Raw genomic sequence first — 20,194 nt, forward strand, 5'->3', positions numbered from 1 at the left:
TTCCTGTTGAATGGTATATTTGACAATGTTGTCTAAACTAATGTGTCAAAATGAAGAATGCTGATTTCGGACAATATTTGAGGACGCTACGTGAGGATAAAGGTATCCCCCAACGAAAGGTTGCTCAGCGTCTCGATATTGATACAAGTACGCTCTCAAAGATCGAACTAGGAGAAAGACCGTTATTACTTTCAATGCTTGCAGGATTAGCGGAGGTTTTGGATGTTGACTTCAAAGAACTTCAAATCAAGTATATTTCAGAAAGCATATTGTTTACCTTTGAAGGGCAGCTCTATTTAAAAGAGGCTTTAAAAAAGACGTTAAAAAGCATGTAAATGTCAACAGACCTAACCTTTTTCACTAACGAGAAAAATCACTCGCTTTTAGATAGATTCAAAGCAACCCTCAACAACACCAAATATTTTGATATTTTGGTTGGCTATTTCAGGTCTAGCGGGTTTTACCAGTTATATCAGTCCCTGGAAGAGATTGAGAAAATTAGAGTATTGGTTGGTCTTAATGTGGACAAGAATGCCTTCGATTTGATGACGGCTCAGGAAGAGCGAGGACTGCTAGATTTTGAATCTCACAAAAGAACCAAAGAACAATTCCAAAAGAACCTTATTCAAGAAATTGAAAATTCCCCGGAAGATGATGAACGGTTACAGTTGGGAGTTCAAAAGTTTGTTGAATTTCTATCAAGAGAATGTTCTAACAATGGGCTTGATCCTAAACACTTTGGAAATGGGAAGAAGCTGGAAATACGTGCTTATCCGTCCAAAAACCTTCATGCGAAAGTATACATCAGCAGATATGACGAATCAGTAAGCAACATTCAATATGGATCAGTAATAACTGGCTCCAGTAATTTTTCAGAATCTGGTTTTGTAGCACAAAGAGAGTTCAATGTTGAACTCAAGAATCGTACAGATGTAAATTTCGCTTTAGAACAATTCGAAGCGCTTTGGAGTGAATCAGTAGATATTTCGGAAGATTTTATTGATGCCGCCACTAATAAGACTTGGCTAAATGACAAAATTGATCCCTATGACCTATACTTAAAATGTATCTACGAATACTTGGAAGAAGATATCAATCTGGAAGAAGATTGGGAACCTTATCTTCCAGAGGGTTTCATGGAGCTTCGTTACCAGAAACAAGCTGCAACAAACGCAAAAAAGATTCTGGAAACCTACAATGGCGTTTTCTTGGCCGATGTGGTAGGTCTTGGGAAAACCTTCATTTCTGCTTTGCTTCTACAGCAGTTGCAGGGTCACGTCCTGATCGTATGTCCACCTGTGCTCAAAGACTATTGGGAAGAGTCACTGAGAGATTTTGGTGTGCGTAGTTTTAAAGTTGAATCCTTAGGGAAACTGGAAAACATTGTAAATGGCGACATTTCTAAATACAAATACATCTTAGTAGATGAAGCCCATAGGTTCAGAAATGAAGGCACGCAGGCTTATGCACATTTGTTAGATATTTGCCGGGGCAAGAAAGTCATTCTGGTTACGGCTACACCTATCAACAATACCGTTGATGATATTTTCGCCCAGCTCAAACTATTCCAGCCGCCGAAGAATTCCACAATTCCTGGTGTTCCCGATTTACAAAAGTTTTTCAATGACTTAAAGAAGAGGCTCAAGGCGGCAAAACCTAAAAAGACGAACGCTATCGAATTGATCGATTATGATTTGGAAATCGAAAAACAAGAATACAAAAATGCAGTCAAAGAAGTTTCTGATTCTATACGAGGCAAGATTTTGAAGTTTGTAATGGTTAGACGTACCCGTACGGACGTAAAGAAATTCTTCAAAGACGATGTCAATAAACAGGGTCTGGTTTTTCCTGATGTTTCAGACCCCGGAAGAATAGTCTATCAATTTGAAGACGAACTTGAAACGATCTTTCATCAAACCATAGAGCTATTGCACAAATTCAAATATACTCGATACATCCCTCTACTTTACTACGCTGGTAACAAAGAACTGACAGAGTTTGAAAGACAGCAGCAGCGAAACATAGGAGGCTTTATGAAAGGTATCCTAGTCAAACGTCTAGAGAGCAGCTTCTATGCTTTTAAAATGAGCATTTCTAGGTTCATTGAATCCTATGAGAAATTTATAGCAATGTACAAGCAGGGCACGGTTTACATAAGCAAAAAGGCCAACGTATACGATCTGATTGAAAACGATGATTTCAGTACTCTAGAAGTTTTGGTTGAGAAAGACAAAGCTCAGAAATACATTTCCGAAGATTTTACTGAGAATTTTCAGTCTAATTTGGAATATGATATAACCATCCTCAAACAAATTAAAGAGCTATGGAAGGGAGTGAATGAAGATCCAAAGATTGACAAATTCATTCATGAACTTCAAAAAAGACCTGAACTAAAGAAACAAAAGATTGTCATTTTCACCGAGTCTAAAGAAACAGGTGACTATTTATTTGAGAAGATGTTGAAAGCATTTCCGAAAAAGGTTATGTTCTACAGCTCAAAAGGTGGTCGTCATGAAAACCTGAAGTTGGTTTCAAAAAATGCCATCGCCCGGGACCTTATTCGAGACAACTTTGATCCGAATCAAAAATCTACCTATCAGGTAGATAACATCAAATATCTGATTACAACAGACGTGCTTGCTGAAGGAATCAACCTACATCGATCAAATGTATTGATTAACTATGACTTGCCCTGGAACCCTACTAGAGTACTACAGCGTGCTGGTCGAGTCAACCGCCTAGGCTCTAAGTTCAAAAACGTTCATATTTTCAATTTCTTCCCCACCACTCATTCAGATGTACACTTGGGATTAGAGGCGAACATTACTAACAAGCTCCAGATGTTTCATTACATCATGGGTGAGGATGCTAAATACCTCACAGATGGTGAAGAAATTGGTACTCAGGAACTCTTCAACACCCTAAATAGCAAAACGGCCTACACAGGTGAAGATGGTGAGGAATCTTCTGAGCTGAAGTATCTCGAAATGATGCGTACTCTACGGGACGAAAACCCTGATAAATTTGATCAGATTAAGAAGCTCCCCAAAAAAGCAAGGTCAGGTAAGAAGACACAAAAAATTGAAAACAATGAGTTGGTTACCTTCTTTCGATTAGGGAAGCTAAAGAAATTTTATAGGTATCAGGAGCGAAAATCGCAGGAAATCAACTTTTTCGATGCTGTGGAGCTATTAGAGTGTAAACCCGAAACCCCTAGACAGAGAATACCCCAGGAATATTTCAAACTGCTCAATGTCAACAAGGCAAGGTTTGAAATTGATACCACGCAGGGACAGGAACCGACTAAAACCGGAGGTGGCAGATCAAATACTGCGTTCATTGAGCGGATCTTGAAAGACAAGCTATTCAAAAACTTTAAGAAATTCACTGACACTGACGATGAGTTTTTGGAAGAAGTAAAGAAACAACTAGCCGATGGGTTGATCGCTAAGAAAACAGCCCAGGTGGTTAAAAAAGAAATCGAACAGGCGGTAAGCAAACAAGGTATAATAGACCCTATGAAAGTACTATTTATCCTTCAGAAACACATCAAGATAACGACTTCGCATGATGTCAAACAGTCAAGCAGCTATCATAAGCGTGAAGTCATTCTCTCCGGGTATTTAATAAATCATAATCAGTGATTCTAACAATATGAAGCGACCAGAGGCTATAAAACTAATAGAATCCACCTTCAACCAGGCGTTTGATGAGGACAGATTTACACTTTTCATCAAAAACTTCCTGAATGATATTGATACAAACAGGTACAACGAGTTCAAAGGAGCGTATGTAAAAGAAGCATATAGAGATCATGTTACACAATACAAGCGCATTGGCAAATACATAGATCCTGAAGGTGAAGCACTGGATGTCCTGATTGTAGAACTCAAAGACCAAAGCAAACTTGATCGTACTAGAACGGCACTTAGAAATTTCGTACTCACTCATCTTGAACAAAGGGAAAAGGACTATGCGCTGGTTGCATTTTATAGCAAATCTGACAATGGTGCGGACTGGCGTTTCTCTTTCGTAAAGCTCGAGTACCGAACTGAGGTCAACAAAGGCAAGCTCAAGCAGAAAAAACAGCTAACACCTGCCAAGAGGTATTCTTTCTTGGTAGGTGAACATGAGAAGGCACACACAGCCAAGTCTCAGTTGATCCCACTGCTGCAGAACATCTACAACAACCCCACCATTGAGCAGATTGAGGAGGCATTCAGCATTGAGACGGTTACCGACGAATTCTTCGAGCAGTACAAACTACTGTTTGGTAAGTTGGTTGAGCAGTTTGATAAGGATAGCACGCTATTGGTTGAACTAAAAAGTAGCAACATTGACACATCCCGATTTGCTAAAAAATTATTGGGGCAAATCGTATTCCTCTACTTCCTTCAAAAGAAAGGCTGGATGGGTGTAGACAAAGAGCAACCTTGGGGCAAGGGTAACAAGCGATTTATCCAGAGTCTTTATGACAGGGCACTGAGCGAAAACAAAAACTTCTTCAATACCTCCTTGCAAACACTCTTTTACAAGGCATTGGCTAAGGAACACAACGACCATGGAATTAAAGGGTATTTCGCAGAACTCAAATGCAGAATACCATTCCTGAATGGCGGATTGTTTGAGGCGGACTATGATTGGCAAAAAGCCAACATTTCTATTCCTAATGGTCTGTTTAGAAATGATGAAAAACTAAAATCCGGTGATGAAGGAACAGGTATCCTGGATGTCTTTGACCGGTACAACTTCACGATCAAAGAAGACGAACCACTGGAAAAAGAAGTGGCTGTTGATCCTGAGATGTTGGGTAAGGTGTTTGAAAACATGCTGGAAGTCACGGAGCGTAAAAGTAAGGGTGCGTTCTACACGCCTAGGGAGATCGTTCACTACATGTGTCAGGAGTCGCTGATTAATTACCTGGACAACTCCATCAACAACTACACTCCTACCTATCAGGGATTGGGGAACGACCAGCTGTCCATTACACCAGATGAGAAGAAAGGCCAGCAACTGCTTAACATTGAGCACTCCAATGTGAACGTGCCATTGGTGGATCTGGAAGAGTTTATTCGCAAGGGCTTCTTCATGCTGGAAAACGACCTGAGGGTACTCAGGGAAGGGAAAGAAACCCGCACCTATAAGTTTCAACTTCCTGAGTCCATTCGAACACATGCCGATGCGCTGGACAAATATATTTCCAAAATTAAAATCTGCGATCCGGCCATTGGTTCCGGGGCATTCCCTGTAGGGCTCCTTCTGGAGCTGGTCAATGCACAGCTCGTACTCAAGCAATACCTCAGCCCTAGGTACTTCAAAGAAAAGCTCAAGACAATTGGACTGACACAAGAAGAATATGAATCTAATGAAAGCCGCTATATCTACCGGCTCAAACGTCACACCATACAGGAAAGTATCTATGGAGTAGATATAGACGCTTCGGCTATAGATGTGGCCAGGCTCAGGCTCTGGCTCTCGTTGGTGGTGGATGAAGAAGACCTGGACAACATTGAAGCCCTTCCAAATCTAGACTATAAAATTGTTTGTGGTAATTCGTTGATCGGGTTGCCGTCACAGGGTGTCGCTCGTTACCCCACTTTGAGCAATGAGTTAGAAGAATTGAAAGCTAAATTCTTTAAAGAAACCAATCAGGATGAAAAGGAATCGCTGAGGAATCAAATCAATGAGAAAATCGCTCATGTACTAAGAGCAGCTGAAGATTTTGAAGGATATAAAATTGACTTTGATTTTACTCTATTCTTTTCGGAAGTATGGCGTGAAAAAGGAGGTTTTGATGTGGTAATTGGAAATCCACCGTATTTGAGAATTCAAGGTATACGGGAAGCAAATTCAACCATTGCCGATATTTTGGTTAGACTATTTGATTCTGCTACTGGTTCATTTGACCTTTATGTTTGTTTTGCAGAAAAGGGTCTCAGCCTAACTCATCCCAAAGGTTTACTCAATTTTATAATGCCAGTCAAATGGACTAATTCTGCTTTTGGAAAGGGTTTAAGAAAAGTTTTATGGCAAAGTAAGGCTGGGCAAAGAATCATATCATTTAGCGCACATCAAGTATTTAATGCATCAACATATACAGGAATTCAGTTTTTCCAAAGAAATACTAAAAAATTGTACTATGTAGAATTGAACAAAGATTTACCAAATAAATCTGATCTAGAGGGGTTCATTTCTGAATTGAGCGAAAAAGATTTCAATTCATACGACACAAAACACTTAAAAGAAAGTGCCTGGACATTAACTAGTAACAAAGTAGGAAAAGTACTTGACAAACTTTCCAACAACATAAATAGTGTCGATAAAACCTTTGCTAAAATATTCCAAGGCTTGGCTACAGGTAGAGACCCAGTGTATTATTTAGTAGATTGTAAAAAGATTGGAGAGCATATTGAAGGATATTCGAAAGAATTGGATCGCAGAGTAATTATCGAGCGACAATTTACAAAGCCATTACTGAAGGGAGACCAAGTTCACAGATTTCAAAAATTAACGCGGGAAAACTATGTTGTTTTTCCCTATGAATTCATAGAAGGAAGGGCTCGATTAATGGAGGAACAAGCGATAATAAAATCCTTCCCTAAGGGATATGAATATTTAAAGTTTAATGAAAAAATACTGAGAAATCGGGAAAAAGGTCGTTTTGATATTGATGGTTCTTGGTTCCAATTTAGTCGTGGACAAGGATTGAATTACGGAACTATTCCCAAACTTTTTTGTCCCGACATTTCATCAAACGGAAATTTCACCTATGATAAGGAAGGTGAGTTTTACGGAACTGCGACTTTGTATGGATATATAAAGAACGAATCCTCATCTCACCCTTATGGATTTTATCTTAGTATACTTAACTCAAGTGTTTGTTGGTATTTCTTAAAAAATACTGGAACTGTTTTGGCCAATGGATACTTTAGATTTAAACCCGATTATCTAAAGCCATTTCCAATTCCAGAGGTGAAAGCAGAATTTGCTGAGTTAATAAATTCTATTTGCAATTACCTTTTGTTTTTAGATTCTCAAAAAAGAGTTTTATATGATTTTTTTGAACTTTTATTAGATTCAGTAATTCTCGAACTCTACTTTCCAACAGAAATTCGATCTGCGCAAAAACAAATCATTCAACATTTAGAAGGAATTCAACCCATTTCAGATGAGATGACTGAGGAAGAAAAATTCTCCATCATCCAATCCGAGTTTGATCGGCTCTATAGCTCTAATCATCCTGTCAAAATAGCTGTGGAAACCCTTGATAGTGTGGAAGAAGTCAGAACCATTAGAGAAGCCTTGAGGAAATGAAAATACAGAAGGTCACCATTGATAAATACAAGGCTTTCAGGGAACCTGAAACACTCCACATATCCGGGAAAAATACTTTTATTTATGGAGAAAATGGTTCGGGTAAAAGTTCCTTTTACTATGCTCTTAAGGATTTCTTTCAGTCCAGCGTGGAGGACATCCCTATGGCTGAACTTCGGAATATATTTCTTAATGATGGTCTTCATGATTGTGAAATAGTGGTTGAGTTTGAGGATAACATCAGGAAAACGCTAAATGACCGTGCCAAGGATACTAATGTCCCTCAGATTAAGGATGCCAATAGGCTTAAGAGTTTCCTGACCTACAAGAGTTTGCTCTCAGTCCATAATGTGAAGTTGGGTGAAAAGATAGATGTTTTTGATCTGATAATAAAGGGTGTTTTAAAACATTACAAGTCTCAAACCATCACTGGAGGTGTGGAGCTTGGTGTACTCTGGGAAGAACTGGAAGAGGAAAGCAAGCAGAACTATGGAAGTGGTCAAAAATATTACCGAAAATCCAAAAAGAAGTGGCATGTCGAACAAAAGGCAAAGGCATTTAATGATGTCTTGAATAAGCTCTTTTTAGATAGCTCAGCCGATTACATCGGTGGTGATGTAAACACCATGCTTCAGGTCATGATGCCTGATTTGGTCATCAAATTCACCAGGCATACAGTGGTGGTAAACGATTGGGGATATATTTCCGGTGGCGCAATTTTGATAAGTACGGATTTTGAAGGTTGGAATATTGACCAGCTCAACCCTCAGTTCATTCTTAATGAAGCCCGTTTATCTGCCATTGCCATTAGTATCTTCCTTGGAGTAATCAAGAAGCAAGAGAACTATTCACCGGATTTAAAACCGCTCTTTTTAGACGATATACTGATTGGTCTAGACAATGAAAACCGGATTAAACTATTAGAAATTCTCAAAACACATTTCACTGGGTTTCAAATTTTCCTTTCCACTTATGACCGACATTGGTATGAAGTGGCAAAAGTAGAACTAGATAATGGCACCTGGAATTTTATAGAGTTTTACAAGGGAGATGATAAGCCAGCAATATTCCAGGAACAAAAACCTCCAATTGAAAGGGCGAAAGTATATTATGAGGCTTGTGATTTTCCTGCTGCTGCTAATCTGCTCAGGAAAGAGTGCGAACATCAATTTCGTGAGTTACTTTTAAAAACCCATCAGGTAGCTGACGGGATAAAAGGATTAATAAAACCACCTAATCTCGAGACACTTATTGACAATCTTAAAAAATACTATGAGAAATTGGGAGTAGTTCCACCCCAAGAGCTGATTGGTGCCTTGTATAAATTCAAGCGGATTCTTTTCAATCCCATGTCCCATCATGATATTGAGAGTCCTATTTATAAAAACGACCTGAAGGACGCATTTAAAGTGATTGAAGATTTAAGACAGCTTCAAATACCGCAACGAAATCTTTTGATTGAGAAGAACCTTCGATTTATTCTTGAAATACCTCAACTCCAATATAAAGGTGCTTTTGAGGTGGCAGAAAATGTATATCGAGTAAGTCACCAGGGCGTAGATACTATCAGTCCGATCAGGTTTCATATAAAGGTATGGAAACGTGAAGGAGTGCTATTTGCCTCACCAACTGGCAGCCCTCCTACTTCTATTACTGATCACGATAAATTGGAAAAGATCAAAGCCAACCCTGAAAGTCTAGAAAGATTGATCGCAGGTATTTACAATCCGCTCAAACGGGCTGAGCCGACCATCGAAGAGTTCATGAAGTTGATTTCTAGAGATAATATCACATTACTCGAACTAATAAATTAAATCATGTCATTCAATCCAAAACCTGAATACACCATCGTTCCCACGGAAATCAGCATCAAGGATTTTCATGAATACAAAGAAGACTTTGTTACACGACCTCCTTACCAGCGAAAGGTGGTTTGGTCAAAGAGTAAAAAGCAATCGTTGATGGATAGTCTTTTCCGTAGATTCTATATTCCGAAATTGGTGATTAGGGAAGTACGTCTATCGGATGATCGTACGGTGAATGAAATCATAGACGGACAGCAGCGAATTACCACCGTACAGGACTTTTTTGATAATCTATATCCACTGCCAAAGGACTTGAAGGACATTTCCCTTGATCTACCAGGCAAATACTACAAAGACCTGGATACAGATGTTCGTAAGTTCATTGACAAGTCATTGAAATTTCAGGCAGATGTGATCAAAAATATCGAGCAGCCGGATGATGTGTCCCATCAAATCACCGCTACCAAGATATTCTGGAGACTCCAGCAGGGTGAATCCCTGAACTACATGGAGGTAGCACATGCGCAGCTATCGAGCCTCACTAGAAACTTCATCGTCAAATATGCTGATGACCAGACTTTTGACTACCACACATATGAGCCAATAGACAACAATCCAGACAAATTGCCTTTCTTTTCGTTGCTCAGCGTTGACAATACCCGGATGAAGCACCTTCAGTTCATGGCGCGTTTTTTATTGATCGAACAGGGAGGCGGTTATGCTGACCTGAGTGATCGCAAGATTGAGGAATTCATCAACAGTGCAAGAGCTGAAAATGGGATAGGCGATTATTCTTTCGAAACGAAACCGGAAGCAGTTTCAACTATCAAAAGCCTGAAGGCATTTTATGGTATCTTCAAAGATGATCCGATGGTCGATGAAAAATCAGGCATTAAAGAACTGTCCGTGGAGTATTTCATTATTTCGATCTACATGCTCATCCGACACCTGCGCAAGCATTATATCCTTTCAGAAGAGATCAAAAATACTGTACGGGAATTCGTTTACTACTTTCATAATAGATGGAAGACATTTGATGAATCGGTAGACACTGACTTGCTCACATTCAGCAATAGAAGGCAACAAGGTGAACATGACTTGGAAATTAGAGATAGAATTTTGCGTCAAATATTCTTCCAGTATCTAGCCGATGAAAAAACCGAGCTTCTGTCAAAAGATGAAAATCGAGCGTTTTCTGAACTCCAACGAATACAGATTTATCGACGAGGCAAAGGGCTTTGCCAGCAATGCTTAAGAGAAGAAAAACCTGAAAAGGAAGCGAGAGTGAGTTGGTCAGATTACCAGGCAGACCATGTGTTTCCCCACTCCAAAGGTGGCCAGACAATGCTTGAAAATGGTGAATTGTTGTGCCGTTATCATAATCAATCAAAGGGAGCAAAATTTAAGATATGAAAGCCTATAATGCGAAATTCAAGTACGGCTTCCTTTATGATCAAGAAACTGGTAAACGGATTATTCTGGCGGAGGGAAGTGAACTGACCATTACCGTTGAAAATTCGGATGTTTTAGACCAAGACCCCTACAACCATCCTTATAATCCCCAGAAGGAGGAGGATAAGATGTCTGAACTCAAAGGAAAGGGATATAAGGAAGTCATTATCCTCAAGGAGAAATCTAAACCATTATTCTTTGAGATCAGTGCCGGATTCCGATCTAAGTCGCATGAACCTATCAAATCGCTTTTTGAAATACAGCTATTGGAAAATTTATATGGTGCAAGAAAAGAATTCGACAAGGACTATGACTTGTTAAGTTGCCACTGTGTAGTAAGCAAATGCATATTCAAGAATCTAGAGTTCTTTGAACCCATTTATGCCTATTCATTAAATGATGCCTATTCTAAAACCTATGATTTTTATTTTCGCTTATATGGCAAGCAAGCTGCTAATGCAAAGGAAAAGATTATGGAGGACTGGGATGGAGAAAAGAACTTTTTGAAGCGACTTTTGAAAAGTTCAACATCTCCTGATATTACCTTATAGTGCGATGTGTAAGTATCCCATTATATCTGGTTATGACATCCAAAGAGAACTTGGCCAAGGAGGTTTTGGCAAGGTATATCTTGGGAAGGACAAAATATCCGGAGGGCTGGTTGCGATCAAGTTCTTAAAAGACGAGAACCCAAAATCACTCAATGACCTGGTCAATGAGATCCAACTTATTGATTCTTTTGACCACCCCAATATTGTCAAGTACCGCACTCATATACAAAATGGAGAAAGCCTGTGCTTTGTCATGGACTACTGCGAGAAGGGCAATCTCCATCAGGCCATGGCTGGCACTAGCCTTGAACAAAAAGTACAATGGATCATAACAGGTACCAATACCATTGCTCAGCTCCATGAACGAGGGGTTTACCATAACGACCTGAAACCGGGGAACCTGTTAATTAGCAAATCCGGTACCTTGAAAATTAGTGATTTTGGTTGCGCCAATCTCTCCTGGGGGACACGGGTGTTTCTACCTCCTGAAATGTTGATTGACCAATACCCTTCAAATGATGATCCCCGAAGGGACATATATGCCTTGGGTGTTACACTACTTGAATTAGCTACAGGAAGTAATCCTTTCTCAGGTTTAACAAATGAGCAGATTTTCCAGAAACACCTTAGCGGTGATATCATTAAGGGAGATGTTCCACAATGGTTGCAGGAAGTGATCCTGAATGCCATTCATCGAATCCCTGAGTTACGATTTCAGAATGCGTCTGATTTTGTTGAAGCACTTTCGGCAAAGCATGTTCCCACTGTGTTGAACCAGCGCAGGTTGATAGGCGGCAGCATAAGTAATAAAATTAATGGTTTGATCGCACGAAAGAAATGGGTAAAGGTAGCCGGTCTGGTAGCAGAAGGTCTCAACAGGTATCCCGAAGATGTATCTATTTGCCAGGCAGCAGGTAATTATTATCTCAACAGAAACCAAATTGAGAAAGCACAACAAACGTTATTGCATGCATTATCACTGAATCCCCGGATAGATGTGCAGAAAGAGCTAGGGATTTGCCAATTAGAGCTTGGCAATTTCCCGCAAGCCATCAGTTTACTCAATGACCACCTTTCCCGCAGTGGATTAGATAAAGAAGCCTATAGCAGTTTGATACGGTGTTACTATGAAACGGATAGGTATGAATATGCCATTCAGTTATGTGACCAGCTTTTGGCCAATAGAAATTTAAGGTTTCCATTTCTTTACAACAATCGACTCATTTGCCAGATACTAATGGGGGTAAGTGATTTTCCTGAATTCGAGAATTCAAACAACCCATTCATCGCTTATAATCTGGCCTTGCTTCAACCTCAAAATGAGTTTTACAATGATGAGAAGGGGCCAAACCTGAAATCAAAATTACTTTTTCAGGAAGTGAGGCATGAAAGCCTGAAAGATGACATGAATAAGTTTTGGCTGGACAATTTGGATCGCAATAATCAAAAAGAAGTAAACAAGGCCATAGCAACAATCGGCAGGACCGGCTATCAAAATGATATTGAATTTGGAAATACCAGAGTAAGCCGTAAACATGCCATTATTATCAATCAAAAAAATGACCTATGGATTTATGATTTGAGTAGTACCGGAACATGGGTAGATGGGAGTCGGGTAAAAAAACGTGCCCCATTACTTTATAATTCAAAAATTGAGTTTAACGGATTTTTTGGGAGGTTTATTTACTCGCTGGACAAAGTAATATGAAAAAGAAAGCTGGATAATGTGATTCCTACTGGGGCGATATTGTCAGAAAGGGATGAAAGGGAGGGGTACGATCAATATACAATGTAATAGTACTTGGAGATTTTAATGTCTCCAGATTGGTTGTCATAAATTAGATAGTAATAGCTCGGCAAGCTACTCAATTAAGTGGTGTTTTTTAGTGATACTTAATTTCAAGTGAATTTTCAATTAGAATATCAATATTCACGTACCTATAGTTACTGGGCATAAAACTATTCCTATATTTTTTTACTAATATTAGTTCATCAGAGGAAATATCACTTATTAAAGTTGGATACGCTGGGTCATCTGCAATTAATACTACTTGTTTTAAACTTTCGTCTTTTATTTTATTTGTTATTTCAAAACAATTCATTTTTTCCGTTCTTACGTAATAACAATTAATTATATAATTTTCGATTTCAATAAAATCTGTATCAAATGAAAAACTGTAAAAACTATGATGTTTAGATATATAAATCGTAAATTCTATGAAAATTTTACCTTCAAAATTTTTTTCACATTCAAAATGCCCAATATAAGGAACTATATATTCTAAAAAAATTGATACTTTTGCGGACTCATTGAATTCTTTGATACTACTTTCATTTTCTAAAACTGCTTTTGTTTTTCTGATTTGAATATCTAGAAAAATCCCATCTGCAATTATATTTACACATGATTTCTGTACATTTATGGTTTTTAGAAATTTCAAATAAGTCTGACGATATGAGTCTGTTGCCATGGTGCTTGCTTCATAAAAATCCCATGCTTTAACAATATTAAGCTCATCCAATTCGTGAAAACCTTCAATCCATATATTTTCACCTGTTAAATTTCTTATATGCTCAGAAATAATCTTACAGCATAGTTCGGGATATTTTGTTATTTGAATTTCTGCAAACCGAATTATGCTCCATCCCTTATTTAAAAAATAATCATTTCTTTTTTCATCATCAATATGAATTGGTTTTTTGCTTATATACGCATAAGGCTCATCTATTTCGATATCAATAAACAAATTATGTTCTGCATAATGAAAAACATAGTCCGGTTGGTAAGGGAATTTTCTTCCATCATTTATCACAACATCTTTTAGAATGTGTGATTTGAAATATTTTTGAAGTTTCTGTTCAAAGAAGCTTTCTGTAAAACCAGTTTTGCTATTTGGGTAGTCAATCAGTTTTTGCTCCGTAACTGGGTTTTGAGAATAAAATATAAGCGGATACTCTTTCGGATTATTCATTATTTATTAGAATTAAATTTCTATCTTCAAATAACACCTACTCGTATATACTTGATAGTTTAAGGTTGTAAAAAATGATATATTGTGTAACCCTTATAAAATTGTCTTTTTATCAATTTTTAATATTACTGATTATTTCTCAAAAATCAATACAGTTTTTGTACTTGAAGAAATTTTTCGGGATAATTTAGGACCAATTGCATATCCAATTTTCCGCCCCTGTGAGAACATTTGGAATAAAGATTACATCGCTAACCTCCCATAGATAGTTGATCACGTTGCCCCATTGCCAAAAGTTGAAATTCTGAAATACGGACAAATCGGACTACCTATAAAATGAGCAGGCCCACAACCAGACCAAAAATCAAAGAAAATATAAATCAAATGGAGAATGCTGAAGGCCTGGCAGACTTGGAAATGATGGAGGCACAAATAAAGTAAAAAATATGCCTTATTTCTAATTTGTGTTACAAATTGGTTACAGGAATAAATAAAAAATGGCTACATTTCTGTAACCATTTGATTTTCAGGCTCCTCCTCTTGGGCTCGAACCAAGGACCCTCTGATTAACAGTCAGAATATTATCTATTTTTATACTTATGGTTTATTAGTGCTAAATATTGATTTACAGTATTTTAAAGGCATTATTTAATTGTATGCTAATTGTTAATTTATGCAAATTAGGATACATATTTGTGCAAATGGTGTGCAAATGCTTATCTTTGACAAAAGCTACTTCGACATGAGAACAACGAAAGCCAAAGAAGCGGTAAAGGTGAGCTTGTACCTTGATACCAGACGCAAAAAAGACAACGGATTATTTCCGGTGAAAATCAGGGTTTACGATTCTTCCTTAAAAAAGGCCCGGCTTTACACCACCGACTTTGAACTGACAGAAAAAGACTTCGACCGAATTTTCCATCCTGAAAAAGGTCAACGGTTCAGAAAAGAGGAGACGGAGATTAAAGATGATCTGAACGACCTGAAATTTTTCTATCAGGAAAAGATCCAGGCAATCAAAGCATTTACTTTCGAAGCACTTGAAAATTCCCTATCCATTAGGACGGGAGAGCAAAATAATGCCTTTTATCATTATGAATGCGTGATTATGGATTTGAAGGAGCAGGATAGATTTGGCACAGCTTCCAGCTATGAATTGTCCATGAAGTCCCTGAAGAGGTTTCTAACAAAAAAGAGAGGTAAGGAACCAAAACAGCTTTTATTTCAGGAAATAACGGTGAAGTTTTTAAACGATTATGAGGCTTGGATGATTAATGAAAAGGAAAAAAGCCCATCTACGGTTGGCATCTATTTGAGAGGGTTAAAGGTAGTATTTAACAAAGCCATCGATCAAAATGCTATCGACAAAGAATTATATCCCTTTGGCATTAAAAAATACCAAATACCTGCGTCAAAAAACACTAAGAAAGCATTTAACAGCAAGCAGTTAGAAACTTTATTTAAGGCAGTTCCAAAAACTGATCACCAAAAAAAGGCAAAAGACTTTTGGTTTTTTTCTTTTGTCTGCAATGGAATGAATATAAAGGACATCCTTTATTTGAAGTGGAAGAATATTGAGGAGAATCAAATCATTTTTGTACGAGAAAAATCTAGGCGAACCAAAAAAGCCAACAGTAAACCCATACAGGTTCCTTTAATAGGTTTTGCCAGAACATTCATTGAGAAGTTTGACAATCCAGAGAAGAAAAAAAACGATTTTGTTTTTCCAATCCTAAAGAGCCACATGACTGAGCAAGAAAAATTTAGGGTTAAAAATAATTTTATCAAATTTTTAAACCAACATATGAAGCAACTAGCGGAAAATAATGGCCTGATCGGGAACGCTTCCACCTATTGGGCTAGGCATTCTTTTAGTACCTCAGCGATACGGAAAAAAGCAAGTATTGAATATGTGAGTGAAGCCCTGGGCCATTCAGACTTGAAAACCACCAAAAATTACTTTGCCGGTTTTGAAGACGAGACTAAAAAGGAGATATTGGAAGATATCACGGATTTTATGCGGTAAAAAAAGATTGTAAAAGGGGCTCATTTCATTCATTTTATTCATTAGCTCTCTATTTGATGCAAATAAAATAGATTTAAAATTTTTTCCAAACCAAAAAATCGTATTGGTTTTTATGAAATAATCAGTATTATTAAATTTTGACTGAAAGTTGATTTTAATAGGGTTATCCAACCCAAACTGGTTGCATAACCCTGACTCAAACAGGTTTATACACAATAACCAGCAAGCGTAAAAGAAGGGCTACCTAAAATAAAAGAGAATATAATTTTCAATGAAAGACAGAAATAAAATACCTGCCGTTTTTAAGGAGGACTTGCAAAAGTTGCTCCAGTCAATTAATGAAATGGAACCGATTGAGAAAGGAGAAAGACTTTGCAAAGTTTGTTCTAAGGTTATTTCATTGGAAAATATTCAGTTAATTATTCCAAGACAACCCAATACTTTTGATTTCATCTGTAACAGCCCCGTTTGTGTGGAAGAGTATAACCGTAAAAAAGAGATAAAAAAATGATGGAATTTCTAAAATATCTAATCCCATTCATTGGCGGTGTTGTATTCTCCACATTGATTGTAATTTGGGTTTTAGCGGATACCATTGCTAAACTCGCAATTATAAAAAGCGAAATTCTTAAGTTTTTTGGATGGGCTGGCAAGGGAGTTAGAAAGTTTAGCGTAGAGCAGGAATATCAAGGAACAATCAACAGTATAATCCAAGATCACAATAAGAATTTTGAAAATCCAATTTTACCAAATTGCAAAATTGAATGGGTAACTGCTGAAAATCAACGAAACATCTTGAAAGAGGGGGAAGCAATCATTTGTTTGAGTTTCGACAAGAAAGACCATAACCTTAACTTTTATAATGCCACTTTAAATTTTGTCCAAACTGGATTAATAGCAAAAGCAAAAGACTATTTGAACAAGTCATCATCTATGGCAATTGACTTACTTACAACTCACATTATTTTAAGAAACAACCGGAAAGAAGTACTTACAACATTCCGTAAAAAACTAAAAGAATTTGATGATGAAACAAAAAAGGAGTTTGAAACACTTGCTCCAACAAACGACAAAGGACTTTTTCTAAATATTCTTTTACCCGAATTTCATTTTTACGGTGAACTCATTGACACTTTACCACCAAGTTCTGAATACAATATAGAAGCAAATGGTTTATTACATTGGTTCAAAGAATTGGCAACAAGAGAATTTGACGATAGAACCAATCTAAAATACATATCCAAGAACTTAAAGGTTGGAGTAATACTCGTTGGAAAAGATGAAACTTGGGAAAGTCAAGGTCCAGCTGCATATACAAAATGGGCTGATTATTACGCAACCGAGAATTACAATTCGGTTTATGTTTTGGCAAGAGGCAGCAACGGTTATGAAAGAGCAACAACTGTTATCAAAATTCTAACCCATTCAAAAGGATTTGACCAAATAAACAAGAACCCGACAATTAAATGTTTATCAGCAGAAGGTCAGGAATATATAGTTACTTGCTATTCCCTCAGACCAAACAAAGCAACGATTGCATATTTGGCTTGGGAAAGTTTCAAAGAGTATAATTCAAATGGAAGTTTAGTTCCTGCAATTGTAGACAGCGTTCAAAAAGAAACGGTAGTTGTAAATGTTTTCGGATTGAAGTTTGAACTTCCGAACAATTTGTTTTCTGATATTGAAATTTCAGATGCGAGAAAAGTTTTTAAAGTTGAAGATGAACTGTATTTGAACATTACAGAGTTCGACAGCGACAAACAGCATATAGTTCTATCAAACAAGGGAACTGTTTCCGACCCGAAACATTTTATTGAAGCCGTATTAAATGCAGACAAAGTTTACACTTGCAAAGTTGAAAGAATTCAGGTTGATAAACAGGGATTGCAGAGAGGATTGAAAGTATCAACCCCTGAATTAAAGCACTGGGTTTATATTCCAAAGTTTAAAGCAACACCAAGTAGATTTCTTGACCTTACAACCAAGTTTCCCTCAGGAACAGAGGTAAGCGTAATAATTGACAACTATTCTTCTTTTTCTTCCAATTTCGTGGGCTATTTAGAGACATTAACTGACCCATGGGAAGGCAGCACTTTCAAGAAACTACAGTCATATGATATTTTAAATGTGACAGTAAAGCAGATTAATGAGTTCTCTGTCATTTGTGAAATTGAAGAAGGTCTTGAATGTGGATTTTTAAAACAGGAAATTTCGTGGACACCTGAGGAGTGCAACACATCCAAATTTAAAGTTGACGATAAGATTGAAGTAATAGTCGTTGCAATTGATACTGACAAAAAGCGAATTGATGTTTCGATTAAACGACTTTCCAAAACTCCTGAATTAGAATATTTTGATGAAAATGGCAATAAAGTTGTTGATGTTGAAATTGTAAAGGTTGTTCCCGGAAAAGGCATAGCAGTAAAATATCCAGGAAGCACAAATACTGGGTTTATTCATTGGTTTGAAATCGGTTATGGATCAGTCGGCAGGTTTGAAAAAATTTACAAACAAGGTGATAGGATAAAAGCTGTAGTATCAGAATTTGATGCTGAAAAAAACAGTTTGAAATTTAGTATCAAAAGACAATTCACTCACCAATTTGATGAATGGGCAGCAGCAATTGATGATAACGCCCCACTAAAAGGAAAAGTAATTGGCTACTTTGAAAATGCGGCACATATTGAGTTAACTCAAAAAGGCTTTACCGTTCAGGCATTTATTTTAAGAAAGTCAGTTTCAAATTTTGCCTTTGTGGAAAGTGAAGATTTACCCTATTACTTGCCAATTGGAGAAAGTTTTCACTTCTACATTTTTGAAATAAATGAAGACCGCAAAACCATTTCATTGGTAAGAACAGAATATTTAGAACAATCCGAAGAACCAAACTATGGCGAAAAAATCAAAGTAAAGTATGTAAAGGAAAACCACTCAAAAGGTTACTTCTATTCAGATGAATTGGAGGGCTGGACAATTGTTCCTGAGAAAGACATAAAGCTAGGTTCTACAATAGAAGTAATACCAATTTCACATTCGACAGGTGAATATGAAATTTCCTGACAAAACAAGAACGCCAGCTAGCATCAGGCATTTGGCTAAATGGCGGGTGACGTGGTTAATTGAACATTCTACCTCGCATCAACTTTTTTAGTGTATAGACAGTTTTGTGCTCCGAAATCCGCCACTGTGCCAAGCGCCAAAACGTTAGCATGCATAGGTGAAACACCACAATAAGAAAGAACACTAATTTTGACAGCCGAACCCGCTTAGCCTTTTAAACAGAGTAGGGAACAATTTTAAATAAAAAGAAATGAAAAAAGCAAGTTTAATTTTAAGTACAGTATTGATGACTGCAATGGATGACTGCAATGAAGGTAACATCCTGTGGAGGGGATGACTCCAATGAAAGAAGTAACCATAGGCACACAAGTGTGGATGTCCGAAAACCTAAATGTGGAGAAATTCCGCAATGGTGACACTATACCGCATGCCAAAACGGACGAAGAGTGGAAAAAAGCGGGTGATAATGGTGAGCCCGCATGGTGTTATTACGATAACGACCCATCCAATGGAGAAAAATACGGCAAACTATACAATTGGTATGCGGTAAATGATCCACGAGGTTTAGCTCCAAAAGGCTGGCATTTACCCAGTGATGAAGAGTGGACAACGCTAACGGACCTTTTAGGCGGTCTAGATGCGGCAGGTACAAAAATGAAAAGTAAGAGTGGTTGGGAAGATGAGGGCAACGGCACTAACGAAAGCGGTTTTTCAGGTCTTCCGGGCGGTCTCCGTTACAGCCTTGGCACTTTCGATGGCATTGGCGGCTACGGTCGCTGGTGGAGTTCTACGGAGGACTACGCAGACTATGCTTGCTTCCGCTCCCTGGGGTACAGCAATGGTTATGCATTCAGGCACATCTTCAATAAGGAAGAAGGGTTCTCTGTTCGCTGCCTCAGGGATTTAACGGAAACAAGCCCTCGGTGCAAATCCTGATCCTTTTTTTTCTATATTTCTGATTGCTTAAACTAAATGTTTACTATTTTTGGTTAGATTCCCGCCAACACTCGGTGT

General features: G+C 37.7%; 12 protein-coding genes. 11 read left to right on the plus strand and 1 reads right to left on the minus strand.

Going from position 1 to position 20,194, the window contains the following annotated elements:
• The first annotated feature begins 50 nt into the window (after positions 1-50).
• Genes GL182_RS01525 through GL182_RS01555 form a run of 7 tightly spaced genes read left to right on the plus strand, consistent with a single transcriptional unit; the run spans position 51 to position 12,830 of the window.
• Positions 51-335, plus strand: coding sequence for a helix-turn-helix domain-containing protein (locus tag GL182_RS01525; RefSeq protein WP_163377798.1), 285 nt, complete (start codon positions 51-53; stop codon positions 333-335).
• Positions 336-3,644 (plus strand): helicase-related protein, encoded by a 3,309-nt coding sequence (locus GL182_RS01530; RefSeq protein ID WP_163377799.1) that lies wholly within the window; start codon positions 336-338, stop codon positions 3,642-3,644.
• Between the two features lie 10 nt (positions 3,645-3,654).
• Positions 3,655-7,314 (plus strand): Eco57I restriction-modification methylase domain-containing protein, encoded by a 3,660-nt coding sequence (locus GL182_RS01535; protein ID WP_163377800.1) that lies wholly within the window; start codon positions 3,655-3,657, stop codon positions 7,312-7,314.
• Positions 7,311-9,128 carry an AAA family ATPase gene (locus GL182_RS01540; protein ID WP_163377801.1) on the plus strand — a complete coding sequence of 606 codons (1,818 nt, stop codon included), beginning with the start codon at positions 7,311-7,313 and terminating at the stop codon, positions 9,126-9,128. The genes GL182_RS01535 and GL182_RS01540 overlap by 4 nt, the downstream gene beginning before the upstream one ends.
• 3 nt (positions 9,129-9,131) lie before the next feature.
• On the plus strand, positions 9,132-10,532 hold the full coding sequence (locus GL182_RS01545) for a DUF262 domain-containing protein (RefSeq protein ID WP_163377802.1): 1,401 nt from the start codon (positions 9,132-9,134) through the stop codon (positions 10,530-10,532).
• Positions 10,529-11,122 carry a hypothetical protein gene (locus tag GL182_RS01550; RefSeq protein ID WP_163377803.1) on the plus strand — a complete coding sequence of 198 codons (594 nt, stop codon included), beginning with the start codon at positions 10,529-10,531 and terminating at the stop codon, positions 11,120-11,122. The genes GL182_RS01545 and GL182_RS01550 overlap by 4 nt, the downstream gene beginning before the upstream one ends.
• Before the next feature lie 4 nt (positions 11,123-11,126).
• On the plus strand, positions 11,127-12,830 hold the full coding sequence (locus GL182_RS01555) for an FHA domain-containing serine/threonine-protein kinase (protein WP_163377804.1): 1,704 nt from the start codon (positions 11,127-11,129) through the stop codon (positions 12,828-12,830).
• A 175-nt stretch (positions 12,831-13,005) separates the two neighbouring features.
• On the opposite strand, the gene GL182_RS01560 is transcribed toward GL182_RS01555, so the two are convergent.
• A complete protein-coding gene (locus tag GL182_RS01560) occupies positions 13,006-14,094 on the minus strand; it encodes a hypothetical protein (protein ID WP_163377805.1) in 1,089 nt (362 codons plus the stop codon).
• A 742-nt stretch (positions 14,095-14,836) separates the two neighbouring features.
• Here GL182_RS01560 and GL182_RS01565 point away from each other — a divergent pair.
• The 4 genes from GL182_RS01565 to GL182_RS01580 all read left to right on the plus strand — a co-directional run bounded on the left by GL182_RS01565 (position 14,837) and on the right by GL182_RS01580 (position 20,116).
• Positions 14,837-16,120, plus strand: coding sequence for a tyrosine-type recombinase/integrase (locus GL182_RS01565; RefSeq protein ID WP_163377806.1), 1,284 nt, complete (start codon positions 14,837-14,839; stop codon positions 16,118-16,120).
• 271 nt (positions 16,121-16,391) lie between these two features.
• Positions 16,392-16,631, plus strand: coding sequence for a hypothetical protein (locus GL182_RS01570; RefSeq protein WP_163377807.1), 240 nt, complete (start codon positions 16,392-16,394; stop codon positions 16,629-16,631).
• Positions 16,628-19,180, plus strand: coding sequence for a S1 RNA-binding domain-containing protein (locus tag GL182_RS01575; RefSeq protein ID WP_163377808.1), 2,553 nt, complete (start codon positions 16,628-16,630; stop codon positions 19,178-19,180). Before GL182_RS01570 ends, GL182_RS01575 begins: the two co-directional genes overlap by 4 nt.
• A gap of 333 nt (positions 19,181-19,513) precedes the next feature.
• Positions 19,514-20,116, plus strand: a complete 603-nt coding sequence (locus GL182_RS01580; RefSeq protein WP_163377809.1) for a fibrobacter succinogenes major paralogous domain-containing protein — start codon at positions 19,514-19,516, stop codon at positions 20,114-20,116.
• Positions 20,117-20,194 lie beyond the last annotated feature (78 nt).

The organism is Cyclobacterium sp. SYSU L10401, from assembly GCF_010993705.1.
Classification (GTDB): domain Bacteria; phylum Bacteroidota; class Bacteroidia; order Cytophagales; family Cyclobacteriaceae; genus Cyclobacterium.